Below are 25,343 nucleotides of genomic sequence, written 5' to 3'. Positions count from 1 at the left end.
GGTGCCCGGGGAGCTCACGAGGCGGCGCGCTAGCCCGCGAGTCGCGCGCCGCCTCCGCCGCTGCCGGCGAGCTGGGTCTGGTACAACGCGTGGTAGTCGCCGCCCGCGGCGAGCAGCTCCGCGTGCGTGCCGCGCTCGACGATGCGGCCCGCGTTCATCACGAGGAGCATGTCGGCGTCGCGGATCGTCGAAAGACGATGCGCGATGACGAAGCTCGTGCGCTGGGCCCGCAAGGCGGCCATCGCGCGCTGGACGAGCACCTCGGTCCGGGTGTCGACCGAGGAGGTCGCCTCGTCGAGGATCAGGATCGCCGGGTTCGCGAGGAACGCGCGGGCGATCGTGATGAGCTGCTTCTCACCGGCGCTCAGGTTGCCCGAGTCCTCGTCGATCACCGTATCGTAACCGGCGGGCAGGGCGCGCACGAAGCGGTCGACGTGCGCCGCGCGCGCCGCCTCCTGGATATCAGCCTCGGTCGCGGCCGCGTTGCCGAAGGCGATATTGTCGCGGATCGTGCCAGAGAACAGCCATGTATCCTGCAGCACGATACCGAGCCTCGCGCGCAGCTCGTGGCGCGGCAAGCGCGCGATGTCGACGCCGTCGATCAGGATCCGACCGCCGTCGAGCTCGTAAAACCGCATCAAGAGGTTCACGAGCGTTGTCTTGCCGGCGCCCGTCGGGCCGACGATCGCGACCGTCTGGCCTGGCTTGATGGTGAGGTCGAGGTCCTCGATGAGGGGCTCGTCGGGCTTGTAGCGGAACGTGACGTGCTCGAACCGGACCTCGCCGCTCACCCTCGGCAGCGCCGCGGGCGGGGTGGCGTCGGGGGACTGGCCCTGTTCGTCGAGCAGCTCGAACACCCGCTCTGCAGAGGCAACACCCGATTGCAGGACGTTGGTGACGGACGCGAGCTGGCCGAGCTGCTGAGAGAACTGGCGCGAGTACTGGATGAACGCTTGCACGCTGCCGAGCAGCATCGCGCCCGACGCGACGCGCAGGCCGCCGATGACGGCGATCGCGACGTAGGTCAGGTTCCCGACGAAATTGACCGCCGGCATGATGGTGCTGGACATGAACTGCGCGCGGAAGCTGGTCTCGAACAGCTCCTCGTTCGTGGACTGGAAGCGCGCCTCGACGTCGCGGCGCCGCCCGAGCACGTTGACGAGCGAGTGGCCGGTGAACGCCTCCTCGATCTGGCCGTTGAGCGCGCCGACCTGCGCCCACTGCGCGGCGAATTTCGCCTGCGCGCGCTTCGCGACCGCCGCGGTCGTGAGCACCGAGAGCGGCACGGTGAAGAGCGTGATCACCGCGAGCACCGGCGAGATCACGACGAGCATGACGACGATGCCGAGGAGCGTCAGCGCGCCGTTCATGATCTGCGTCAGCGTCTGCTGCAGGCCCTGCGCGAGGTTGTCGATGTCGTTCGTGACGCGGCTCAAGAGCTCGCCGTGCGGGCGGCCGTCGAAGTAGGCGAGCGGCAAGCGGGCGAGCTTGTCCTGCGCCTCGGCGCGGAGCTGCCGCACGGTGCGCTGCACGACGTCGTTGAGCAGGTGGCCCTGCAGCCAGGCGAACAGCGACGCGCCGGCGTAGAGCGCCATCACGAGCAGGAGCAGCTCGGCGAGCTCGCGGAGCTGGATGCCGCGGCCGGGAACGACGTCCATGTGGCCCACGAGCTCGGCGAGCCGCGCCTGGCCGGAGCGCTGGAGCTCCGCGACGGCCTCGGCCTTCGTGGCGGCCGCCGGGAGGCGAGCGCCCATGACGCCGGAGAAGATGATGTCCGTCGCGCGGCCGAGCAGCTTCGGACCGGCCAGGCCGAGCCCCACGCTGAGCAGCGAGCAAGCGAGCACGACCGCGAGGCGCGCGCGCTCGGGGGCGAGGCGGCCGAGGAGGCGCCGCGCGGAGGGGGCGAACTGCTTCGCCTTCTGCGGCGGCGCGGCGCCCATGCCGAAGGGGCCGCGCGGCAGGACCGGGGAGCGCGCCCCCGCGGGGGCGGCGGGCGGGGGACCCGCGTGACGCGCGCTCACGCGGCCACCGCCGCGTCGCGCTGCGAGGCCACGATCTCGGCGTACGTCGGGCACGACGCGAGCAGCTCGCCATGCTTGCCCTGGCCGACGATCTCGCCGTCGTCGAGCACGAGGATCTGGTCGGCGTCGACGATGCTCGACACGCGCTGCGCGACGACGATCACCGCGGCGGCGCGCGTGCGCTCGGCGAGCGCGGCCCGCAGCCGGGCCTCGGTCGCGACGTCGAGCGCGGAGAAGGCGTCGTCGAACAGGAACACGCGCGGCCGGCGCAGCAGGGCGCGGGCGATCGACAGCCGCTGGCGCTGGCCGCCGGAGACGTTCGTGCCGCCCTGCCCGATCGGCGTGTCGAGCCCTCGCGGCATCGCCTCGACGAAGTCGCGCGCCTGGGCGGCGGCGAGCGCCGCCCAGAGCTGCTCGTCGGTCGCCGCGGGGTCGCCGTAGCGCAGGTTCGAGGCCACCGTGCCGGAGAACAGGAAGGCCCGCTGCGGCACGAGCCCGATGCACGACCACACCGCGTCGAGGGAGAGCATGCGCGCGTCGACGCCGTCGAGCCGGACCTCGCCCCTCGTCGGATCGATGAGCCGCGCGATCAGGTCGAGCAGCGTGGTCTTGCCCGAGCCGGTGCTGCCGATGATCGCGGTGACCTGCCCGGGGCGCGCCACGAACGAGATGCCGCGCAGGACGGGCAGCTCGGCGCCCGGGTAGCGGTACTCGACGTCTCGCAGCTCGACGACGCCGGTCGGCTCGACGAGCGTCACGGGCTGGTCGGGAGCGCGCACGGACGGCTCGGTGTCCAGCACCTCGACGATGCGCTCCGAGCACGCGGCCGCGCGCGGCAGCATGACGGCCATGAACGTCACCATCATCACGGCCATCAGGATCTGCACCAGGTAGGCGAGGAACGCCGTCATCGAGCCGATCGCGAGCGTGCCGTCCGCGATCTGGCGCGCGCCGAACCACAGGACGGCGACGCTCGAAGCGTTGAAGACGAACATCACGGTCGGGAACATCAGCGCTTGCAGGCGCCCGATGCGCAGCGCGGTCTCGGTGAGGTCGCCGTTCGCGCGCTCGAAGCGCGCCGCCTCGGCGCGCTCGCGCACGAAGGCGCGGATCACGCGCACGCCGGTGATCTGCTCGCGCAGCACGCGGTTCACCGTGTCGATGAGGGGCTGCATCCGCCGGAACTGCGGCACCATCCGCGACATGATCGCGACGACGGCGCCCGCGAGCAGGGGCACCGCGATCGCGAGCAGCCAGGCGAGCGACCCGTCCTCGCGCAGCGCCATCACGACGCCGCCGACGCACATGATCGGCGCGAGGACGAGCATCGTACAGCCCATCATCACCACCATCTGCACCTGCTGGACGTCGTTGGTCGTGCGCGTGATGAGCGACGGCGCCCCGAACCGCGACAGCTCGCGCGCGGAGAACTCGCCGACGCGGTGGAACACCGCCGCGCGCAGGTCGCGGCCGAAGCTCATCGCGACGCGCGCGCCGGCGTAGTTCGCGGCGACCGAACCCACGATCTGGACGCCGGTGATCGCGAGCATGATCGCGCCGAGCTCCAGGATCCGCTGCGTGTCACCGAGCGCGATGCCCTGGTCGATGATGTCGGCGTTCAGGCTCGGCAGGTACAGCGAAGCGAGCGTCGCCACGAGCTGGAGCGCGACGACGAGCGCCAGCAAGCGCGCCTGTGGGCGCAGGAAGCGGCGCAACAGCTGCCTCAGCAAGGCTCCTCCTCCTCCTCGGAGCGGCGGCGGATACCGTCGAGCAGGACCGCCACGACCTCCGCGGCGGTCAGGGGCATGCCGTCGGTGAGCCGCGGGTGCGTGCCCGCGAACGTCATCATGCGGACGAGCCGCGCCGCATACGCCGGATCGCAGCGCAGCTCGTCGCGCGACGCCTCGAACAGGCGCTCGATCTGCACGTGAACCTGCTCATCGTGGCGCGGCGCCTGGGCGCAATCGGACCCGGGGCGCACGGGCGGCGGCATCGTCATGCCGAGCATCGAGATGAGCTGCCAGATGCCCTCGACGCGGCGCTGCAGGACCTCGACCGCCTGGATCAGGCGCTCGCGCAGCGGCGCCGCGAGATCGATGCGCTCCAGCTCTCGCAGCGTCGGCGCCGGATCGAACAGGGCCGCGATCGCGGCCTGGATCAGCGACTCCTTGTCGGGGAACACGCGGAACAGCGTCCCTTCCGCGGTGCCGGCGGCCATCGCGATCTGCGCCGTCGTTACCTCGCGGCCGTGCAGGCGCAGCAGCGGGATGGTCGCCGCGATGATGCTCGCGCGACGCTCCTCCGGACGCAGGGGAGGAGCTCGCCGGCTTGGGGGTGCCATGCGTCCCGTGTACCGGAGTGAGCGCTCACTCGTCAAGAGTGAGCGCTCACTCACTCGGTCTGAAGGCGGCCGGTTGGGCCTGCGCCGGGGCACAACGGCCCCTGGTCGGACGCGCCCGGGGAGCGCTGCTCTCGGACGACCTCAGCGAGCAGGGGCCATGGCCAGGACGATCTTGCCGCGCGGGCGGGGGCGAGCGCCCTCGAGCATCTCGTGCGCGCTGCGGACCTCGGCGAGCGGCAGCACGGCGCCGATGTCGACCGAGAGCTCGCCCGCGTCGAGCAGGGCGGCGATGCGGTCGAGGTGGGCCGTCGTGACGTCGACGAGGAAGAAGCTCGCCCGCACGCCGCGACGGGCGGCCTCCTCCCGATCAGGGGCCGACACCGCCGAGACCAGGGCGCCACGTGGCTTGAGCACGGCGAAGGACCGCGCCTGCGTGTCGCCACCGACGAGGTCGATGACGGCATCGACGTCCCTGGCGGCATCCTCGAAGCGCTCGCTCCGGTAGTCCGCGACGACGTCCGCGCCGAGGCTGCGGACGAAGTCGCGATCCTTGGCCGAGGCCGTCGCGATCACACGGGCGCCGGCCCGGCGCGCGAGCTGCACCGCGTACGTGCCGACGCTGCCGGCCGCACCGTGCACCAGCACGGTCTGTCCGGCTTCGAGCTGGGCCCGATCGAACAGCGCCTGCCACGCCGTGACCGCGATGACCGGCACGGAGGCGGCCTGCACGTCGGAGAACCGGAGGGGCTTGCGCGTCACCATGCACGCCTGCGCCACGGCATAGTCCGCGTGTGCGCCTGTGAAGCGCTTGTTGGCGACGCCAAAGACCGCCGCGCCCGGCGCGAGGCCAGTCACCTCGGGGCCCACCGCGGCCACGGTGCCCGCGAGGTCCGAGCCGAGCGTCAGCGGCAACGGCTGGGGCAGCACGCTCTTGCCCGCACGAATCCAGGCGTCCCACGGCCCGACCCCGGCCGCCGCGACGCGGACCAGCACCTGGCCCGGGCCGGGCAGCGGGACCGGCACCTCGTCGATGGTGATGACCTCGGGGCCGCCGAACCGGTGGACCCGGGCGGCGTCGGTCGAGCTGGGGAGCATCGTCGTGAACATGGTGCGGACCTCGCGGGCGTCGAGGGAGCGCGCCGGCGGAAGAGGTCGCAAGGGCAGACGTGAACGGGCGTGCCCAGGACAGAGCAGGCTCTGGCCGCATGTCGATGAGGCGAACGCCAGCCTCGAGCTGCAGGTCCAGCGGCCAGGACCGCGTCCGCCGCATGTCGCCGCCGCGGTCCTCCGGATCAGCGCGCGCTGGAGAGCCTCGCGATGAACCCGCGGGACTCGTTATCGCTCTCGCTCCCGAGCGGCGCGGCGAGACCGTCGAGGTGGAGCGCGCCCGTCACGGCGCCGGCGACGTAGACGGGCCCGCCGAGCGCCCCGTCCACCGCGACGACGCGGAGGGCGACGGTGCCGGCTCCTTCGACCTTGGCCGCGGAGATCAGGTTGCCCTGCGCGTCGAGCCGCATCAGAAACCCCGCCCGCTTCTGGGACGTCGTGAGGCTCCCGGCGCTCCCCAGCGGGATCGTGCCCGTGAACTCCCCGGTGACGTAGATCGCGCCGGCGCCGTCCACCGCCACGCCGGCCGCGACCTGGCTCTCCTTGTCGTCGCCGAACCCGCGGCTCCACACGACGCCCTTCCTCGAGACGCGCGCGACGAAGAAGCTCTCCGTGTCCCCCGCGTCGGGCAACGCCGGGCAGCCGCCGCCGAAGTCGACGACCCCCCGGTACGAGCCGGCGATCACGACGTCGCCGCCCGGGAGCAGCGCGGCGCCGTGCTGCGCCACCTGCTGATCTCCCTCGAGGTTCAGCGTGGTCAAGTCCACCAGAGCGCCGTCGATCGCCGTGTAGCGCGCGACGAAGACGTCGCGCTGCTCCGAGGCGAAGGGGGTCTGCCCGCCGAACGTGACCGCTCCGCCGAGCGACTCGTAGTCGCCCACGACGGTCACGAGGTTGCCGCTCGCCTTCGGGTTGACGGGGAGCGCCTTGACGGTCACGGCCGCCCGCGGCCCGAGGCGGTGTTGCCACTTGCACGCGCCGTCCGCCGGGTAGAGCGCGGCGAGCAGCGCCGACTCGGCCGGGACGCTCTTCAGCTCGCACGGGCCGAAGCTCCGGCCGGCGTCCGTCACGTCGACGGCGAAGACGACCGCCTCGGAGCTCGCCGCCATGGCGCGCGCCGTGGTGTTGTGCTGCGCGTCGAGGCTCCACGCCCACCCACAACGGCCGTTCGCGTCGAGCGCGGCGACGAAGCTCGTCGTGTAGCTGGTGGCGACCAGCGCAGGGCCGACGCGGCACGCGTCGAGGAGCCCACCGGGGAGATTGGTCGCCCCCGCGGCCTCCCCCGCCACGTAGGTGGCGCCGCCGCCCGCAGCCAGGTGCAAGCCCCAGACATCGTTCGCCGACAGCCCGTACCGGGAATCGTTTGCCCCGCCGGAGGTCCATTTCGCGACCGAGAAGCGGAACGCCCCGCTGTCGAGGACCTCCGTGATGACCGCCGTCAGCGCGCCGTCCGACGCCGCGAGATCGCCGACGTCGAAGCCGAGCGTCTCTCCCCAGCTGGCCGACGGCGCGACGACGGTCCCCTCGGCGTCGCTGCACAGCGGACCCCCGCCGCCGCTGCCTCCACCGCCGCCGTCGCCGCCGCTGCCTCCACCGCCGCCGTCGCCGCCGCTGCCTCCATCGCCGCCGTCGCCGCCCCCTGCACCACCGCCGCCGTCGCCGCCCCCTGCACCACCGGTGCCCTCACCACCGGCGCCCGAGCCTCCGGTGCCAGGGCCTCCCGAGGAGGAGGCCGAGGCCGTGCCCGCGCCGGACTGCGACGAATCCAGCTCGCCGACCTCCAGCCCGATGAGCGCGTTGCAGCCCCCCGCCGCCGCGGCGAGCAGGAAGGCGCACGACACGGCGGATCGGACGGCACGAGGTTCGGGTCTCATCGGGTCGGCTCTCCGTTGCGTGGCGTCCTCGACCCGCCACCGAGGCAGCGCGGGCTCAATGGCATCCCCTGACGTAACTGGGAAAGGTGATGGTCGACTTGCAGGTGAGGTCGCAGGACCCGAACGGGCCCCGGCTTCCACACGGGACGTCGCTCAGAAACACGCTGCTCGCCGTGGCACAGACGAGCAGGCCAGCGCATTTGACGGCGGCGAACTCCGTCTCCTCCTCGCCGCTGCAGTCGTAATCGAAGCTGCGTCCCGGAGGGATCGGCGCGTCATAGAAGGTGCTGGGCTGGTTCGGGTGGACCGAGGGGTTGTCGTCGTTGCAGTCGTCGCCGCCCTCGCACGCGATCGACAGATAGCCGTCCTTGTCGGCGTCGCAGTCGACGGTGCCGCCGCTGGAGCTGGAGGTCGCCGGGCCGGCGCTCGCGCTGGAGGTCGTCGAGCCGCCGCCGGCGCCGGAGGTCGCCGCGCTGGAGGTCGTCGAGCCGCCGCCGGCGCCGGAGGTCGCCGGGCCGGCGCTCGCGCTGGAGGTCGCCGAGCCGCCGCCGGAGCCCGCGGAGCCGCCGCCAGAGCCCGCGGCGCCGCCGCCGGAGCCCGTCGCGCCGTCGCCGGTCCCGCCGGCGCTGGAGGCCTCCGCGCCGCCGCCGGGGCCCACCGCGCCCGAGGACGCGGCGGCGGAGCTCGCCGACTTCGCGGCGCCGCTCGCGCCCCCCACGCCCGTGCTGGAGCGCTCCGTGAAGGTGGCGTCGGGGAATCCACAGCTGAGTCCGGCAGGGAGGGCCAGGCAGAGACAGAAGAGGCGGTGAAGCGAGCGCATCCTCTCATGGAAGCTGCCAGTCCCCGCTTCGTCAACCCGGGCTGGAATGCGCGCCGCTGCGGTCCGGTCGCAGGCTGCGTGTCGTCGTGCGGAAATGTCATGGACTGCTCGCGTGGTGCGCTGGCGTCCGCGCGTGGCGCTCACGGCGACCCCTTCACCCGGGCGATGAACCCTTCGCCGGGCGCCGCGCTGGGATGGTCGCTGGGGACGAGAGAGAACGTCTCCGTCAGCTCACCGCCGATGGTGAAGGGATCGCCGATCGTCGCGCCCGGCGCGACCGCCCACACGCCCACGGTGCCTGTGCCCGTGAACGCGGTCGCCGAGAGGACGTTGCCGCTGGGATTGAGCACGATCAGAAAGCTCTGCAATTCGTCCGTCCCGGCCGTGAGGCTCTCGCCGTTCCCCAGGGCGATCTCGCCCTCGAGCGTGCCGGCCATGTAGATCGCCCCTGCTCCGTCCACCGCCAGACTGACGACCATCTGATCTCGCTCCTCGTCGCCGAACCCGCGGCTCCAGACCACTCCCTCCCGCGAGACGCGCGCGACGAACGAGTTCTCCGTGTCTCCTGTGGGAGGCAGGAGCGGACAGTTGTCCTCGAAGCTGAAGGACGGCCCGGTGTAGGTCCCGGAAATCACGAGTTCGCCGTCCGGGAGCAGCGCGGACCCGTGCCGCGCCGCGGCCTGGGTCCCAGGGGCCGTGAGCGGGATGAGGCCCGTCAGGGCGCCGTCATCGAGCCGGAAGCGCGCCACGAACAGGTCGCGATCCGGCGCGCGGGGGAGCTTGCTTCCCTGGATGTCGATGGGCTCATCCGGCGCGTCGTAGTCGCCGACGACGAGCACCTCGCCGGTCTCCGGCGCGGCGACGACCTCGGCGACGTGCACGGCCGCGGAGGATCCGAGCGCGCGGCTCCACCGGCACTTGCCGCCTGCGTTGAAGGTCACGAGATCCGTGACCCCGCGCTGATCGGCGGCCCCGAGGACGCAATCGTCGGTGGTCGCGCTCGTCGCCCCGGATCGCGAGACGGCGAAGGCGACCCGGTCCGCCGTCGCCGCGAGCCCGAGCGGGTAGGCGTTGAACTCCGCGTCCACGGTCCAGGCCCACCTGCACTTGCCCAGCTGGTCGAGCGCCAGCAGGAAGCTCGGCTTGCGGCCGGTGTCCGCGCTGGCGGTGCACCTGCCGCCCGACGCGAGCAAGGTGAGGGGAGCTTCCGACCAGCCGGCCACATAAGCGAGGTCCGAGGCGACGGCCAGGTGCTCGGCCGAGACGCTGCCGAGCATGTCGCCGGTCGTCATCCCGTACGCGCTCTCGCGGACCCCGGACGGGCTCCACCTCGCGACCGAGAACCCCGTCCTGGTCTTGGTGGGCTCGCTGGCGAGCACCCGGCTCTCCTTGACCAGGGCCGTCACACCGCCGTCTCGCGCCGCGAGGCCGACGACCGCCAGGCCGGACAGCGCGCCCCACTCTCCCGACGGTGTCCGGACGGCTCCCTCGCGGGCGTAGCTGCAGAACGCCTCGTTCCCGCCGCCAGCGCCGCCCTCGCCTGCGCCGCCCTCGCCAGCGCCGCCCTCGCCAGCGCCGCCCTCGCCAGCGCCGCCCTCGCCGCGACCGCCTTCACCTCCTGCGCCGCCGGCCGACACGCTCGAAGCGGTCGCGCCCGCGCCGCCCGCCGAGGCGTCGAGCTCGCCGACCTCGAGCCCGATGATCGCGTTGCAGCCCCCCGCGGCCGCGGTGATGAGCAGCCCGGCGCAGAACATGGGTCGAGTGCTCCTGAGATCGCGCTTCATCTCCCGTCTCCTGGTGGCGCGGCGCCGCCGCGGCCGCCAGCGAGAGCCCTCGCCTCGCTCGCCACCATCGACTTCATGGCGAGCGTCGCTCCAGGAGTCGAGAGGGTTCCGGCGCGCCCCTCACCGAAAGGCGCGCTCTCCGCCGTCCGCCCGCGCCCGCGCCGCGGCGATCCGGTCGCAGCGGCCGATGCGGAGGCGGGGCGTCGAGCGCTCGCGGCCCGGCGCGCCGGACCGCGGGGATCACCGCACGCCCGGGAGCTCGGCGATGAACCCGCGCCCCATCGCGTCGGTGAGCGGCGGGTCGCGCCCGATATCGAGGGTGCTGCCCAGCTCCCCGCCGAGATAGAGGGCGTCTCCAGGCGCCGGGCCGGGCGCGGCGGCCCACACGTAAGCGTCGCCCGTCCCCCTCAGCTCGGAGGCGGAGACGACGTTGCCGCGGGCATCGAGCACGATCAGAAACCCGACCATCGGATCGGCGTCCGTCGCGGGAGCGACGAGCTTCCCGCCGTTCCCGAGGTCGATCTCGCCCTGGTAGTTCCCCGTCACGTAGATCAGTCCATCGGGCGCCGCCGCCACGCTGGCGACCCACTGCCGGTGCCCCGCGTCGCCGAACCCGCGGCCCCAGACAACGGACGGGCCGGAGACGCGCATGACGAAGAAGTTCTCCATGTCCGGCGCGTCCTCTTCGGGCGCCGGCGGGCAGCCCTCGCCGAAATCGAGCGCGCCGGCGTAGGAGCCGACGATCACGACGTCGCCGCCCGGGAGCAGCGCGGCCCCGCGCCGGTCCACCTCCTGACGCCCGGGGAGGGGGAACGCGTCGATGCCCTTGAGCGACCCCTCGGTCAGCGCGAAGCGCGCCACGAACACATCGCGATCCTGCGAGGGAGGGAGCAGCGCTCCCCCGACGACGTAGCCCTCCTCGCCCTCGTAGCGGCCGACCGCCAGCACCTCGCCCCGCGCCTCGTCGACGAGGAGCTCTCCGACGGTCACGGCCGGCGACGGGCCGATGGGCATCCCCCACAGGCAACCGCCTGCCGCCGGATCGAGCGCGGCCAGCCCCACGGACGTCTCCGCGTCGCCCATCGCGAGGATGCACGCGCCGTCGTTCACGCTCGGCCCCTTCACCGAGGCGGCGATCACCACCGCGCCGGGCGCCGCCGCGAGGCCGAGCGGGGTGGAGGTGGCGCCGCCGTCCGGCGACCACGCCCACCGGCACTGGCCCTTCTCGTCGAGCGCAGCGAGGAAGCTCGGGTGAGAGAGCGCGAGCCCGCTGAGGACGCACCCGGTGGTGGACGCGCTGGGCAGCTGGGGGCCGCTGTCCGACCACCCGGCCACATAGGCGAGCCCCTGGCCGACGGAGAGGTGCGTGGCCTTGATGTCGCCTTCCAGCAGATCGGTCGCCGTCAGCCCATACCCGGCGTCGCGGGTGCCGCCGCGCGCCCACCGCGCGACGGAGATCGAGCCCTTCTCGTTGATGATGGCCGTCACCCCATCGCCGTGCGCCGCGACGTCGGTGACGTCGAGCCCGATGGTCGTGCCCCAGCGCGCCTGCGGCCCGCGGATGGCGTCCTCGCGATCCCCGCCGCAGAACGGCGCCTCGCCGCCGCCGCCGCCCGAGCCGCCCGCGCCGCCGCCGCCCGCGCCAGCGCCGCCGTCGCCTCCGCCGCTGCCGCCCGTGCCGGCGCCGCCGCCGTCGCTGCCACCGCCGCCCGCGCCCGCGCCGCCCGTGCCGGCCGTCGATGCGTCCAGCTGGCCGACCTCGAGGCCGATGAGCGCATTGCAACCCCCCACGCCCGCGGCGACGAGCAGGACGGCGGAGACCACGGCACGGATGCTCCTCTGATCGCGCTTCACCACCAGGGCCCCTCCCTCGCGGCGACGCCGCGCAGCTCCCGTCAAAAGACGATGGTCGCCACGGCGCCTCCCGGCACCACGCCGAGGGTGGCTCGGGGCGCCGGCGACCCTTGCCCCGAGGAGGGCGCCGTGAAGACGAGCACCGCGCCCGTGCCCAGCGCCGCCGCCCCGACGAGGAACGCGACCGTCGAGATTGTCCCCGCGGTCACGCCCTGCTTCTGCAGCTTGATCCCCTGATCCAGGCAGACGTTGTCCTCGTCGCAGTACGCCTCGGCGTCGCCCTTCTTCCCGATCGCGCGCGCGCCGAACACGGCGCCGACGCCGATCCCGACCGCGCCGACGCCGGCGCTGATCCAGCCGGCCGTCCGCCGGGGTGAGCCCCCCGTCCCCTGCGGGGCGGTCTTCGGCGGGAGCGCAGGCCCCGCGCCCGCGGCGGCCGCGGCCTCCTCCGGCGCCACGAGCAGCTCGACCTGCGCGCCCTCCGCGAGCTGCACCGTGAAGATCTTCTGCTTCCGGCCCGGCGCCGCCGCCGTCACCTGGACCTCGCCCGGGTCGACCGGCAACGGCGAGCCCAGCGAGCCCGCGCCGACCGGGACCCCCGCGCGCTGCACCGCCGTGTCCGCGGGCGCCGCCGGCGCGAGCCGGATCGTGAGCCTCGGCACGCGGGCCTCGAGCGCCGCCGCGCGCGACTGGGCGATGGGGCGGCGGTCGTCGTTCGCGGGCAGATCGCGCGCGAGCTGCCGGAAGATCGACCACGCGGTCGCGACCCTGCCGCGCTTCTCCTCGCAGTCGCCGAGGTTGAGCAGCGCCCCGGGCGCCGGATCGAGCTCGTAGCTCTCCTGGAATTTCGGGCACGCGGCGTCGTAGTCCTTCGCCTGCAGCGCCGCCCTGCCGGCGTCGAACAGCGCCTCCGCGGCCGCAGGATCGCGCCCCTGCGCGGAGGCGTCGGGGCAGGCGAGGAGCACGGCTCCTCCCACGGCGAGCACCTCCGCCGGGAATCGTCTACGCGGGCTCGATCTACGCATCCGTGCGACCTCAACGTCTCCGGTTGTACGGGTCCTCCGCCGGCGTCGGCGCGGGGGCCGGCGTCGGCGCGGCGGGCGCCTTCGTCGCGGTCGCGGGGGATCGCGCCCTGCCCCCGGCGGCGGGCCTCGGCGCGGCCGCGCTCGCGCTCGCGGCCGTCGCGGGCGCGGCCTCGGGCGCCGGCGCGGCCGTCGCGCCCGCGGCCTCGGGCGCCGGCGTTGTCGCGGGCGCGGACGGCGCGATCGCGGGGACCGCATCGCCGGACGGCGCCGGCTGCACGCCGGCCCCGGGCGAGCCTGCGCTGTCGGGCGGCGCCGTCGTCGCCCCGGCGCCCGCGGTGGAGCGCGGCTCGGCCTCCACCGTGGAGCCGTGCGACGGATCCTCCGCGCCCCTTTCGCCCGCGCGCTGCCACCACACGAGCGCGACCAGGGCGCCCACGGCCAGCGCGCCGGCGAGGAGCGCGCCCGTGGCCACCGCGCGCGGCGCGGAGCGCTCCGCGCTGGCCGCGCGCTCCACGACCGGCGAGACCGTGCCGGTGCTGGCCGCGCCGCCGCCGGCCGCGACGCCGCTGGCCGTGCCCGCCGCCGCGAACTCCGTGCCGCGCGGCCCGCTCCCGGGGCCTCGCGCGTGCGCCGACGGGCGCCCTGGATCCGAGTGCAGGAGCCCGCGCCCGTGCTCCGAGTGCAGCGGCGCGCGCCCGTGCTCCGGTGGCGCGCCCGGGGCCAGCTCGAGCGCCGCGCCGCCCCGCGCCTGGCGGAGCGCGCGCTGCATCGCGCGGGCGTTCGGCCAGCGGCGGTCGGGGTCGAACGCGAGCGCCACGTCCATCACGCCGGCGATCGGCGGGGGCAGGGCCGGCAGGACGCTGCCCACGGGCGGCGCCGGCTGCGTCATCGCCGCGAGGAGCAGCAGCGGCAGCGTCTCGGCCTGGTGCACGTACCGCCCCGAGAGCAGCTGGTACATCGTGCTCCCGACGGCCCATAGATCGCTGCGCGGGTCGACCCTGTCCCACTGCCCCCGCGCCTGCTCCGGCGGCATGAACTGCGGCGTCCCCATCAGGGTGCCGGCGCGCGTGGAGGCGTTCGCCGGGGAGGAGAGCTCGCGCAGCCGCGCGATGCCGAAGTCGAGCACCTTCAGCTGCCCGTGGCGCGTGAGGAACAGGTTGTCCGGCTTGAGGTCGCGGTGCACGATCCCGCGCTCGTGCGCGACCGCGAGCACGTCGAGCAGGTCGTCGGCGATGGCGAGCACCTCGTTCACGCCGAGCACGCCGCCCGGCTCGCGCGCGCGGCGCGCCTCGACGGTCTCGCCCTCGAGCAGCTCCATCACAAGGAACACCGAGCCGTCGTCGGTGACGTCGTCGTCGAGCACCCGGACGATGCCCGGGTGCTCGACGCGGTTGGCGACGTAGCCCTCGCGCAGGAAGCGCGAGCGCGCCTCCTCGTCCTCGGACAGCTCGCGGCGGAGGATCTTCACCGCGCCGCGCATCCCGTTGCGGTGGGTGGCGGCGTAGACCATGGCCATCCCGCCGAAGCCCAGCAGGCGCTCCAGCCGCCACTTGCCGCGCAGGACCTGGCCTACGAGCGCTTCGGGCCGGAAGCCTTCAGGGTGGACGCGGGTCATCGGCGAGCATCACCCCCGGCGCGGGCCACGTGGGTCGTCGCGTCGCCGCCGAGGCCAGCGGAGCCAGCGAGGCCGGCGCGGCTCTGGCGACGGAAACGGCTGGCGGGCGCGCGGGGCATGACGGGCGCATGTTACCCCGGTCTGACGCCGCGGTGCGTGAAACCGTCCGCGGTACGCCTGCGCGCTCGCCGGATCGGGCGGATCCCGGGCGTCGCGGGCAGCGGCGCGCGGCCCGACGCCCTTGACGTCGCGCGCGAACGGGGACACTCCGCCGCCCTCACGGGGATCGAGCGAGCATGCGCAAGACGATGAGCCGAGCGGCGTTGATCCTCCTCGCCGCCATTTCCTCGATCCGGTGCGGCGGCGCGGGCGCCCATCCCCCCGAGGGCCCGGCGGCGCGGGAGACCGCCGGCCGGCCGCATGCGCCTGCCAGTCAGGGCCGCGGGCAGCGGCACGCGGCCCACCACCACGGCCACCCGCCCGCGCAGGGCCGCCCGGCCGCGGAGGCCCCGGACGACGAGCTGCGCGCCGTGGCCGCGATCCACGGCGGGGCGGGGCCGTGGGCCGTCGCCGGCTACCGCATGGGGCGCTTTGCGCTCGCGAGGCTCGGGCTGCCAGCGAGGAGCTTCGATCTCGAGGTGATCCACCACAGCCCGCGGAACGTGCAGTTCTCCTGCATCGCCGACGGCGCCGCCGCCGCGACGGGAGCCAGCCTCGGGAAGCTGAATCTCAGCCTGATCGAGGCGAGCGAGGACGGCGTGGAGACCACGTACAGGCGCAGGTCGACCGGGCAGGCCGTGACCCTCCGCCCGTCTGCGGCGTTCCGCGCGCGCTTCCGCGACGTGCCGCGAGAGAAGCTGGAATCGGCCGGCAGGGAGGTCCTCTCCTTGCCGGACGCCGAGGTATTCGAGGAAGCGCCGGCGCGCGTCGCCGGCCCGCCGCCCGGCGCGCCGCGGTGACGCGCCTGCCCCGGGGGGCGCGCCGCCTCCGGAATTCACCGGAACCGCAGGCGCACACGTGCTACGCCCGGCGCCGCTGAGATGATCACGCTCGAAAAGCTCACCAAGCGGTACGGTCCCAAAATTCTCTTCGAGAACGTCACGATGCGCTTCGACCCCGGCAAGCGCTACGTGCTCGTCGGCGCGAACGGAGCGGGGAAATCGACGCTCCTCAAGGTCATCTCCGGCGAGGAGGAGTCGGATCAGGGCTCGGTCGAGATCCCGAAGCAGCTCCGCGTCGGGGTGCTCAAGCAGGACCATTTCGCCTACGAGTCCTGCCGCATCCTCGATACGGTCCTGATGGGCAACCGGGCGCTCTGGGACGCGATGCAGGAGCGCGATCGGCTGTACGAGGTCGAGATGACCGACGAGGTCGGCATGCGGCTCGCCGAGCTCGAGGGGACGATCGGCGAGGAGGACGGCTACACCGCCGAGTCGCGCGCCGCCGAGATCCTCGAGGGGCTCGGGATCGCGACCGCCCGGCACACGAGCGCGGTGAGCACGCTCGCGGGCGGGTACAAGCTCCGCGTCCTCATCGCCCAGACGCTCTTCGGGGGCGCGGACGTCCTGCTCCTCGACGAGCCGACGAACCACCTCGACCTCGACTCGATCCGCTGGCTCGAGTCGTACCTGACCGACACCTTCCGCGGCACGCTCCTCGTCGTCAGCCACGACCGGCACTTCATGAACGCGATCGCGACGCACGTCGCCGACGTCGACTACCAGACGGTCACGCTCTACACGGGCGACTACGACGACTTCATCGAGCAGAAGACGACCGGCAAGCGCCAGTCGGAGGCCGACGCCGCGCAGAAGAAGAAGAAGATCGCCGAGCTCAAGGACTTCGTGGCCCGCTTCGGCGCGAGCGCCAGCCGGTCGAGCCAGGCGCAGTCGCGCGTGAAGGAGATCGAGAAGCTCGAGGCGGGCATCCAGGTGCGGCGCTCGAGCGTCGTGCGCCCGTACATCAAGTTCGAGATCGAGAAGCCCTCTGGCCGCGACGTGCTGCGCGTCGAGGGCCTCTCCAAGAGCTTCGGGGATCGGCGCGTGATCCAGAAGCTCGATTTCAACCTGAACCGCGGCGACAAGCTCGCGGTCATCGGGCCGAGCGGCATCGGCAAGTCGACGCTGCTCAAGCTCCTCGTCGGCGAGTACACGCCCGACGCCGGGGCCGTCACGTGGGGCCACGACACGAACGTCGGCTACTTCGCGCAGGATCACCACGAGGCGATCGAGGCGGGGTTCACGGCGTACGACTGGCTGTACCGCTTCGACCCGTCCGCCCCGAAGGAGCACGTGCGCTCGGTGCTCGGGAAGCTGCTCTTCAGCGGCGAGGCCGGGCTCAAGAAGACGGAGAACCTCTCCGGCGGCGAGGCGGCGCGCCTGTTCCTCGCGAAGCTCATCCTGGTGAAGAACAACATCGTCGTGCTCGACGAGCCGACGAACCACCTCGACGTCGAGAGCATCGACGCGCTCCTCCAGGCGCTCGTCGAGTACAAGGGGACGGTCGTCGTGACGAGCCACGACCGGCACTTCGTGGGCAAGCTCGGCACCCGCGTGCTCGATCTGTCGTCGAAGGATCCGCGCGTCTTCAACGGCACGTACGACGAGTACCTCGAGGGGCCGGGGAACCCGGACGCGCTGAAGAACGCCAGGGCCTCGTAGCCTCGCGCTCGGCGGCGAAGGCGTGGCGCCTCGTGGCTGCCGGCCCCCTCACTCGAACTCCGAGCCGGGGTGGGCGGCTTGCGAGGTGCGCAGGTAGTAGAGCGGCGCGTGGTCACCCCAGGAGACCGGCAGGCGCAGCCAGCTCAGGCCGGGCAGCTGATCTCTGACCCAGGCGAGGAGGCCGATGGCCGTGCACAAGCTCATCTTGATCGCCTGGGTCACGGGCCGCTCCTGCTCTGCCCAGCCCGCGCTCGTCGACGCGTACTCCTGGCCGAAATGCGAGAACCTTCCTGTCGTTATCGGCGGCAGGCGCGGAACGATGTCGTTCCCGTAGATGTGCCGGAAGAGCTTCTTCCCGAACTTTTCGCCGAAGTGCCTGGCAAACGTAGGCCCGCCGACCATTGGCTGGCCGTAGGTGTACACCCCCTTCAGCAGCGGCCGGAGCCCGGCGAGCTGCCTCTCCGAGTAGATGAGCGCGGCGGCGAGCACGGCCAGCGCTCCGCCCAGGCTGTGGCCGGTGATGTAGAGCGCCTCCAGCTGACCGGCGGGCGCGTCGCCTTCCTCGGTCAGAGGCGGAGGATCGCCGCTCCGCGGGCCATCCTCCGCGGGGCGCTGCTCGGCGCCCCTGTCCAGCGAGCCCCGCAGCGGGCAGCTGCGCAGCGCCTGGTCGGCCTCCAGCGCCCGGCAGACCGACGCGCCGCTCGCAGCGGCCCGGAGCAGATCCCTCATGACCGGCCACAGCGCCGCCGTGGCGCGGTAGAAGCCGCCGTGCACGTTCCCCACGGAGGGAAACGTGTCCGCCCTGACGCTCGCGTCCGTCAGCCAATCGATGTGGTTGCGCGGCTCCGTGCCGCTGAAGCAAAGGATCGCCAGCCGGCGATCGTGGCTCTGGACCACGTAGGCGGTGGAGTCCACGAACAGCGCGTCGTTCTTGAACTCGACGGAGACACATTCGTTGGCGATGCCACGGCGTGTGAGCATCCTTCCGAGCGCATCGGCGTCCGAATACGTCCACGCCGACGCGGCCGCGAGGATGTACGCGGTATCCCGGTCGTATACCCCCTCTTCTGCGTTCACCATCTGATCGATGACGCCCTTCGGCGGCTCGCGCCCGGTGCCGGTGGCCGACTCCATCTTGAACGTCTCTTCCGTGGTCCTGCCTGCCAGCCTACCCGGCTCGCCCTCTCCGCCCTGGGTGACAGCGCTGCCCTGCGCCCTCGCGAGGGCCGCGCGACGCTGTTCCTCCCCAGGCGGACGCAACAACCCCGGCGCCGGTGAACGTGCGATCGAGATTCTCATGCTGCACCTCTCTCGTCCTCGTAGACCCGAGCCTTCTCTCCGTGCAATCCGGGCGCCGGAGTCGGGCTGCTCACGCCGCTCCCGGCGCGTGCGTTCCTGGCCGAAGGTACTCTCGACGCAGGAACGCGACGTAGAGCAGCGCCTGGATTGCGCCGAGCGAGCCGCCGACATAGGCGAGCCCGAGGTAGGCCGCCTGGTAGTCGGCGAACGTCACCAGCCAGAACCAGAACAGCCCGAAGCCGAGCTGCGCGATCACCGCGACGGAGGCGTTGAAGCGGTGGCGAGACGGGTTCACGACGGCCGGCACGTACATGATCGAGAGGGCGAGGAGCAGCGCGCCGGCGTAGCGCATCCACACATCCGCCTTGAACGACAGGATCGGCGGCAACGACAGCGCAGCGAGCGCCCACCGCGGCGAGATGATGGATGGAATGGCCATGGCGACGTTGATGAGGATGCCGAGCGCGACGACGGCCTGGAAGGCCTTCGCATAACGGTTGTCGATTCGCGATGTCATGGTGGTGTCCCCCCGGGGTGGCGGCGGCCTAAAGCGTCTTGAGGTATTCGATCAGCGCCGACTTGTCGCCGTCGCTCAGCTCCGTCCCGTAGCGCTCTCCGGTGTGCCCTTTGTTGCTGTTGCCGGGGAGCCGCGTATCGAACAGGAACGCCGGCCTGCCCTCGATCTCGCGGATGTCCGTCCGGAAACCGACCCGGGCGGGGTCGTACACATCGTGACCCCGGTAGAAGCGTGTGGGCCGGCGCTCGGCCGGCGTGAGCAGGTCCCACAGCGTCGGGACAGAGCCGTTGTGCAGGAAGGGCGCCCTCGCCCAGACGCCGTCGAGCGGCTGGTTGGCGTAGCCGTTGGTCTTCCGGAAGTGCTTGAACTCCCAGTCGTAGCCCTCCCCGTAGGCGCGCTGGATCTGCTGGAGCTTTGTCGTGTAAGAGTTCAATCGGTGCTCGTCGGTGCCGATCTCCTCGATCGGCACGACCTGCCCCACGTACGCCCCGGAGGGCGCGTGGCAGCTCGCGCACCGCCCTTCGAACAACGCCTCTCCGCGCTGGAGCGTGGCCCGGTCGGCGCTGCCCTCGAAGGGGAACGCCGGCGCCGGCAGCTGGTCGAGCCACAGCTTGATGCGCATGATCCTCGGTAGATCCACGTCCTCACGGGTGGCGCCGGCGCCGAACGCGGCGCTCACGTTGCGCTCGCTGACCGAGGTGTTGTTCCCGTCCCAGTGCAGGTGCATGCCCTCGCGCATCTTCTGGTTCCACACGGAAGGGAAATCGGCGGTGCCGATCCGCTCCTCGTCGGGAATGCCATCCTGGTAATAGGCGGCAAACGGGCCCGACTTGTAGGGATTGAACGTGTCGACGCGGCCCGGCCCGAAGCGGGGGTGGTCCGGGAACCTGAAGCCGGCCAGCGTCCGCTGCCGGAAGGCCAGGCCCACCTTCATCCGCTCGACGGCCGTGCGATAGAGGGAGCGCTCGATCGGGAACAGCGCGCCGTCCTTCTCCAGCTCCGCGAGCACGCGGTCCGGCGTGAACCGGGGGTCCTCGGCGCACCGCGAGAGAAAGTCGAAGTACGCCTCCAGGTCGACCGTGTTGGCCGGCATCGCGAGGTAGCGGACGGGGGCGGCGTCCGGAGCCGCCCGCACGGAGCCGACGTGGCACACCGCGCAGTTGAGGCCGACCAGGTCGATCCCCCGCCTGCGCACGGAGAACCCGATCGGCGTCACGTGGCCCGGCTCCTGGATGAAGCCGAACGCCCTGTAGTCCGGCGGCCCCGGGGGCATGTGCTCGCGGAACAACCGGGGCAAGATCTCCACCACGCGCAGCGGCAAGCCGCTCTCGGTGTCGCCGCCGATCGAGCCATATTTGAAGTGATCCTCGATCGCCTCGTACTCCACCGGGCGGTTCGGCGAGTACCGATAGGAGAGGAGGAGAGCCACCCCGAGGAGGGAGGCTGCACCCGCGATCCCGTACTGGAGGCGACGCCACCTCCGGCGGCCCTCGTGCGCAGGCGCGCCCGCTTGCTGAGCTGTCTTCATGAATATCCTCCCCGGCATGGACGTCGCTCCGCTATTTCGACCCTGCGCCGGGCGCCCCCGGCGCATCGACGCGCGCCCAGGGCGCGAACGCGTTCTCGACCTGGCGGAGCATCGGCGCGAGATCGGGATTGTGGCGCAGGAGGACGCTCGACATGGTGTTGTTGTCGATCCAGTCGAGGCCCTCGCGGCTGTAGACGTTCTCGTTGTAGTCCGTCGTGAAGAACCGATCGCTCTTCAGCCTTCGCGACGCCATCAGGATGAAGACGCGGAACGCCGTGTCGCTGAACCCGAAGCCCGCCGGGAAATCCTCCGCGAACATCCCGACCATCAGGTCGACGCGCTCGACGTCGCCGTACACCTCGCGGAGCTCGCGGGCCCACTCCTTGTTGCTCGTGATCTCCTCGAACGACTTCACCGGATCGAGGTGCAGGAGGCGGCGGAACTGGTTGTACCGCGGCACGCCGCGCTCGCGGTCGCGCATCACGTCGATCGCCGCGAGGTCGATCCTGGACTGGTCGTCGCGCTGGAGGTCGCGAAGGAAAGCGGGGTAATTGTGCAGGACCACCGCACCCGGGTGGGCGATGCCGAACGAATAGAGGAGGTCGGTCATCGACAGATCGCCGTTGAAGGCCGACACCGTTTGCTGACCGGAGACGTCGGGCAGCGCGACGCTCCGCTCCAGGCCGCCGGTGCCGGCGCGGAACAGCTGGATCGCGTCGGGCATGAGCGGATGCATCCGATAGACCGAGACGAACTCCTCGGTCATCGCGTAGGGCGCCGTGTGGTGCACCTTCTGGGAGCCGATGATGCCGTTCCACACCTCGCTGCCGCGCCGGGGGCCGACGGCGCGCCCGCGGCCGAGGGCGCGCGTGAGGCGTTCGCCCGCGAAACCCCACCAGTTCGCGTTCATGGCGATGTCCAGCGTGGGGTGCCCCAGGATGGCGGTCGTCCATTCGACGGTGTGGATCTTGGCGATCAGCGCCACGTTGACGAGGCGGGCGGTGTGGAAGAGGCGAGCCGCGCTCCACTCCGGGTAGTGCCGCCGGAGGTGATCCACGATGGCGTTGTGCTCCTTCACGAACAGCGTGTGAATGAGGCTGAGGCCGATCCACCACTGATTGGACACCTCCGCCAGCTTCCGCATCTGCGCGGGGATGGATCCGATCAGATGGCCCTCGACGAGGTCCAGCTTCAGCTTGCCTTCGGCCCCCTCCCTGTCGTCGATCAGCCTCGCGAGCTCCTCCTCGCTCGAGCCGTAGAACATCGAAGCGTCCCACCAGTGCGAGCTGTGGTTGAGGTACGTCGGCGGGCGATCCGCCGTGTCCGGCAGCCGCGTGTTGTCCGGCGGCGTCCGCCGGATCAGCATCGGATCCTCGTACCAGTCGTCGCCGCGCTCCTTGTCGAGCGGCACGCGGAGCTCGTTGCCTTTCACCGGCGTGCCGTGGTTGAACCAGTCGCGCGTCATCAGCTGGATCCACGCCGCCGCGAGCAGGTTCAGCGATGTCGCCGGGACGAACTCTCGCCGAGCGAGCAGCCGGCTGCTGACGATCCTCGGGCTCGGCTCCATCATCTTGTCTTCCGGCTCCGGGTACGTGTACTTGAGCGGCACGTTCCGGCCGAACCGCGTCCCGGTGCAGCCCATGGATGGCTCGTCGAGATCGTTGTAGGAGCCGTCGGGCGTCCGCTGGATCAGCGCCTCGGGGCGAGGCGGCGCCGCTGTGCGCTTCGATTTGCCCCGCGGGGCGTCGTTCGTATCGTAAAGGTTCTCCCGCCGGAGCTTGTTCCTGTAGGCCAGGAGGTTGAGCGTGCCGAGGCTGGGCGGCAGGCGGTGCCACGGGACGAGCCTGTTGATCAGCGAGAATGCGCCCTCGAAGGCGCGCGTCATGAGCCGGCGTTTCATAGGGATCCTTTGCACGGTGTCAGCGGTCACTCCGGGTCTCGTCCGGTGAGACATCGAAGCGGACCCGGAAATGGTTGAACGTGTAAGGAACGCGCTGTGACCGCCGCAGGTCCGGCCGGACGAGGCGGAAGCGGCGGCCGCTGAGCAGCGCCGCGAGGACCGCCTTGGCGAGGAACAGGGCGAGAGGTCTCCCCGCGCACACCTGGGCTCCGCCGCCCAGGTGATGGAACAGCGGGTGCGCTGCGCCGTCGACCCACGAGCGCGGAGAGAACCTGTCGGCCGTGGCGACCCGCTCGCGATCCCGGTGGTTGAAGCCGTTCGGGATCAGGACCGGCGTCCTCGCGGGGATCTCGACGCCTCCGAGGACATCGGCGGTCGTCGTCTCGCGGAAGAGCAGCGGCGTCGTCGGCCAGAGGCGCATGGCCTCTTGCACGCATCCTTCGAGGTACGCGAGCCGGTCGATCCCCTCGGCGGTGGCGAGATCGACCGCGGCCATCTCGCGTCGCACCTCGCGCTCGGCGTCGGGGTGCGCGGCGATCAAGGCCAGCGCCCGGACCACGTTCGTGCCCAGCGTCTGCCACATCGCGAACAGCCAGTGCGGGACCTGGTTCTCGACCTTGGTCAGCTCTGTCGCAGGCACCTGTCTGCAGAGCGCGGCCAGGCTGCCCGGCTCGGCGGCGTCGAGGTAGGCTTGGACGCGGGCATAAAAGCGGTCATAGTACCTCGAGCGCCTCGGCTTGATCAGCTGGTTGGCCTCGCGCAGCATCCGCTTGAGCAGGCCGGTCACCTCCGCGTCGTCCCTCGCGGCAGCGCCGAAGACGATCCTCCGCGTGATCGTCTCGAAGAGACGATCGTAAGCATCCCAGGAGCACAGCGAGCCGCCCGCGCGGGCCGCGATCGCGACTTCGTCTCGAACGACCGAGATGAACTGCTCCGCGCAACGGTGCTTTGAACGGTGGAAGTCGAGCACGATCTCGTTGAACCAGCGCCGCTCCCGCCACGCCTCGCCGCGCGAGATGGTGACGGCGTTCGGCTGGAAGAGCCGCATCCCCTCGCGCTTGAAGCTCCCGGCCTGATAGACGTCGGGGGAAAGCTCGAGCACCCGGTGAACGTCCTCACGATCGAGGACGATGAGCGATCTGCGGAGACCCAGGCGGACCCAGAAGATGCCGCTCCGATGCTTGTCCCGCATCCGCCCCAGGAAACCGACGGCCCCGGGATCGCGGTGGACCGCGAGCCAGAAGTGCACCCACGGCCGCCGGTCGGTGAAGACGCCCTGCAGTAGATACGGAACGAGGTAACCGAGATTATAGACCAGGGCATCAGCGGACGACAAATCGGGAATCATCCTCTGCGTGCCGGCCCGGAGCTCGTGAGATGGCATGTGCCCCTCCGGCGGCTATATCTACTTGGCCCGGCGGGGCGCGCAAGGGCGCTCCAGCCTTGCGCTGGTGTCCAAGAGTCTGGACGATTGCGACCGTCCACTGGAGAGCCTATGCCCACGAGAGATTGTGAGAAAACCGCTCAGAAGGCCGGCGAGCCCGCAGGTCGAGGGGGCGCGGGCGACGTCATCTTCCGTGAGCTCAAGCTCCCCAAAATCACCGTCAAGAACCGCATATTCCGGTCGAGCATCTCGGGCCGCTTCGACAACTACGACGGTTCCGGGACCTATGTCCGGATCAACTGGGAAGAGAAATTCGCCGCCGGCGGGGTCGGAGCGATCATCTCGTCGTTCGTGCCGGTCCACACCCGCGGCCGCATCCTCCCGAACTACGCGATGATCAACCACGATGGGACGATCCCCTTCTGGGCCGCGCTGGGCGAGCGGATCCACCGCCACGATTGCAGGTACATCCTCCAGCTGAGCCACTCGGGCCGTCAGCAGGACATCGGCGGCGTCGAGAACCTCGCGTTCCGGGCGCAGAGCTCGACCAGCGAGACCGAGCCGTTCAACGGGTTTCTCTGCCGGTCCATGACGAGGGAGGAGATCAAGTACACCGTCCAGTGCTTCGCCGACGGGGCGAGGCGCGCGAAGGCGGCGGGGCTCGACGGGGTGGAGACGCACAGCGCGAACGGCTACCTCATCCACCAGTTCCTGAGCTCCGGCATCAACGATCGGAAGGACGAGTACGGAGGGTCGGTCGAGAACCGGGCGCGGTTCCTCGTCGAGATCATCCGGGCGATCCGCGGCGCGGTGGGCGACGACTTCCACGTGCAGGCCAAGATCAGCGCGAACGACTACAACGACGTCGTGCCCTTCGAGAAGAAAGGGAATACGATCGAGGACTCCGTCGCGATCTGCCAGATGCTCGAGGAGGCGGGGGTCGATGCCATCCACGTCTCGTCCGGGAGCATGTTCCCCCATCCGCGCAACCCTGCGGGCGACTTTCCGATGGACGAGGCCCGCCGGTGGTATGACGGGCTCCTGTCGAGCGGCGTCCACACCGGGCGCAACTACCTCCTGTTCCGGTACCGGCTCCTGCGCCCGCTGTTTCGCTACTTCTGGTTCCGCCGGGCGGGCACCAAGGTCGAGGGCATCAGCACCGAGGACGCGCGGATCATCAAGCGTCACGTGAAGGTCCCGGTCATCGTCACCGGCGGCTTCCAGACGGCCTCGGTCATCGCCGATGTCATCCGCGGCGGGGCTGCCGACGCGGTCAGCATCGCCAGGCCGCTCATCGCCAACAACGATCTCGTCAGGATGTTCGAGCGCGGCCTCGACGCCGCGCCCAGGCCTTGCACTTATTGCAACAAGTGTCTCCTGAACGTGACGGAGAACCCGCTGGGTTGCTATGATCTCAGCCGTTACGACGGCGATTACATCAGGATGATGGAGGAGGTCATGTCCGTCTTCTATCCATCTCCCTATGTCTCGGGGCCGCCGCCCTTCGCCGGGCTCGTCGCCTCCGAGCCCCCCGGGGCGCCGCCTGTCCCGCTCCGGGTGCCCAGTCGCGTGCCCGTGGACCGCGGGCGCCTGCGCTGATCCGGAACGAGCGCC

At 71.8% G+C, this 25,343-nt stretch carries 18 protein-coding genes; 3 read left to right on the top strand and 15 right to left on the bottom strand.

Translation table 11 applies throughout. The features are described from left to right. Positions 1-29 precede the first annotated feature (29 nt). The 10 genes from WMF22_RS30805 to WMF22_RS30760 all read right to left on the bottom strand — a co-directional run bounded on the left by WMF22_RS30805 (position 30) and on the right by WMF22_RS30760 (position 14,441). Positions 30-1,940, bottom strand: a complete 1,911-nt coding sequence (locus WMF22_RS30805; protein WP_438037296.1) for an ABC transporter ATP-binding protein — start codon at positions 1,938-1,940, stop codon at positions 30-32. Between the two features lie 77 nt (positions 1,941-2,017). Next, positions 2,018-3,751 (bottom strand): ABC transporter ATP-binding protein, encoded by a 1,734-nt coding sequence (locus tag WMF22_RS30800; protein WP_437293576.1) that lies wholly within the window; start codon positions 3,749-3,751, stop codon positions 2,018-2,020. After that, positions 3,745-4,362, bottom strand: a complete 618-nt coding sequence (locus tag WMF22_RS30795) for a TetR/AcrR family transcriptional regulator (protein WP_437293575.1) — start codon at positions 4,360-4,362, stop codon at positions 3,745-3,747. Before WMF22_RS30795 ends, WMF22_RS30800 begins: the two co-directional genes overlap by 7 nt. Before the next feature lie 141 nt (positions 4,363-4,503). Continuing rightward, positions 4,504-5,469: an NADP-dependent oxidoreductase gene (locus WMF22_RS30790; protein ID WP_437293574.1), complete on the bottom strand. Its 966-nt coding sequence runs from the start codon at positions 5,467-5,469 to the stop codon at positions 4,504-4,506. A 185-nt stretch (positions 5,470-5,654) separates the two neighbouring features. Next, positions 5,655-7,310, bottom strand: coding sequence for a hypothetical protein (locus tag WMF22_RS30785; RefSeq protein ID WP_438032096.1), 1,656 nt, complete (start codon positions 7,308-7,310; stop codon positions 5,655-5,657). Positions 7,311-7,398: 88 nt separating this feature from the next. After that, entirely contained in the window at positions 7,399-8,163 is a 765-nt protein-coding gene (locus WMF22_RS30780) for a hypothetical protein (RefSeq protein ID WP_438032095.1), read from the bottom strand. 140 nt (positions 8,164-8,303) lie between these two features. Next, the gene (locus WMF22_RS30775; RefSeq protein WP_438032094.1) at positions 8,304-9,947 is read right to left on the bottom strand and encodes a hypothetical protein; all 1,644 of its coding nucleotides are present in this window, start codon (positions 9,945-9,947) and stop codon (positions 8,304-8,306) included. Between the two features lie 240 nt (positions 9,948-10,187). After that, on the bottom strand, positions 10,188-11,771 hold the full coding sequence (locus tag WMF22_RS30770; RefSeq protein ID WP_438032093.1) for a hypothetical protein: 1,584 nt from the start codon (positions 11,769-11,771) through the stop codon (positions 10,188-10,190). 71 nt (positions 11,772-11,842) lie between these two features. Beyond that, complete coding sequence (locus tag WMF22_RS30765) at positions 11,843-12,778, bottom strand: tetratricopeptide repeat protein (protein ID WP_438032092.1); 936 nt, start codon at positions 12,776-12,778, stop codon at positions 11,843-11,845. 58 nt (positions 12,779-12,836) lie between these two features. Then, positions 12,837-14,441: a protein kinase domain-containing protein gene (locus WMF22_RS30760; RefSeq protein WP_438032091.1), complete on the bottom strand. Its 1,605-nt coding sequence runs from the start codon at positions 14,439-14,441 to the stop codon at positions 12,837-12,839. 296 nt (positions 14,442-14,737) lie between these two features. Here WMF22_RS30760 and WMF22_RS30755 point away from each other — a divergent pair, with 296 nt between their 5' ends. Both WMF22_RS30755 and WMF22_RS30750 read left to right on the top strand, forming a co-directional pair. Continuing rightward, the gene (locus tag WMF22_RS30755) at positions 14,738-15,400 is read left to right on the top strand and encodes an FmdE family protein (RefSeq protein ID WP_438032090.1); all 663 of its coding nucleotides are present in this window, start codon (positions 14,738-14,740) and stop codon (positions 15,398-15,400) included. An 81-nt stretch (positions 15,401-15,481) separates the two neighbouring features. After that, on the top strand, positions 15,482-17,101 hold the full coding sequence (locus tag WMF22_RS30750; protein WP_437293566.1) for an ABC-F family ATP-binding cassette domain-containing protein: 1,620 nt from the start codon (positions 15,482-15,484) through the stop codon (positions 17,099-17,101). A 48-nt stretch (positions 17,102-17,149) separates the two neighbouring features. Here WMF22_RS30750 and WMF22_RS30745 read toward each other — a convergent pair whose 3' ends face one another. From WMF22_RS30745 to WMF22_RS30725, 5 genes are all read right to left on the bottom strand, one after another. Then, the gene (locus WMF22_RS30745) at positions 17,150-18,235 is read right to left on the bottom strand and encodes a lipase family protein (protein ID WP_438032089.1); all 1,086 of its coding nucleotides are present in this window, start codon (positions 18,233-18,235) and stop codon (positions 17,150-17,152) included. A gap of 235 nt (positions 18,236-18,470) precedes the next feature. Then, positions 18,471-18,917, bottom strand: a complete 447-nt coding sequence (locus WMF22_RS30740; protein ID WP_437293564.1) for a hypothetical protein — start codon at positions 18,915-18,917, stop codon at positions 18,471-18,473. 28 nt (positions 18,918-18,945) lie between these two features. Further along, positions 18,946-20,445 (bottom strand): cytochrome c, encoded by a 1,500-nt coding sequence (locus WMF22_RS30735; protein WP_437293563.1) that lies wholly within the window; start codon positions 20,443-20,445, stop codon positions 18,946-18,948. 31 nt (positions 20,446-20,476) lie between these two features. Further along, positions 20,477-22,345 carry a peroxidase family protein gene (locus tag WMF22_RS30730; protein ID WP_438032088.1) on the bottom strand — a complete coding sequence of 623 codons (1,869 nt, stop codon included), beginning with the start codon at positions 22,343-22,345 and terminating at the stop codon, positions 20,477-20,479. Positions 22,346-22,364: 19 nt separating this feature from the next. Continuing rightward, positions 22,365-23,681, bottom strand: a complete 1,317-nt coding sequence (locus WMF22_RS30725) for a cytochrome P450 (protein ID WP_437293561.1) — start codon at positions 23,679-23,681, stop codon at positions 22,365-22,367. 159 nt (positions 23,682-23,840) lie between these two features. Here WMF22_RS30725 and WMF22_RS30720 point away from each other — a divergent pair, with 159 nt between their 5' ends. Next, complete coding sequence (locus WMF22_RS30720) at positions 23,841-25,328, top strand: NADH:flavin oxidoreductase (protein ID WP_437293560.1); 1,488 nt, start codon at positions 23,841-23,843, stop codon at positions 25,326-25,328. The last annotated feature ends 15 nt before the right edge of the window (positions 25,329-25,343 follow it).

Source organism: Sorangium sp. So ce204 (assembly GCF_051526795.1).
Taxonomy (GTDB): Bacteria; Myxococcota_A; Polyangia; order Polyangiales; family Polyangiaceae; genus Sorangium; species Sorangium cellulosum_B.
Note: the sequence above shows the minus strand (reverse complement) of the source record. Positions and strands in the feature narration are given on the sequence as shown.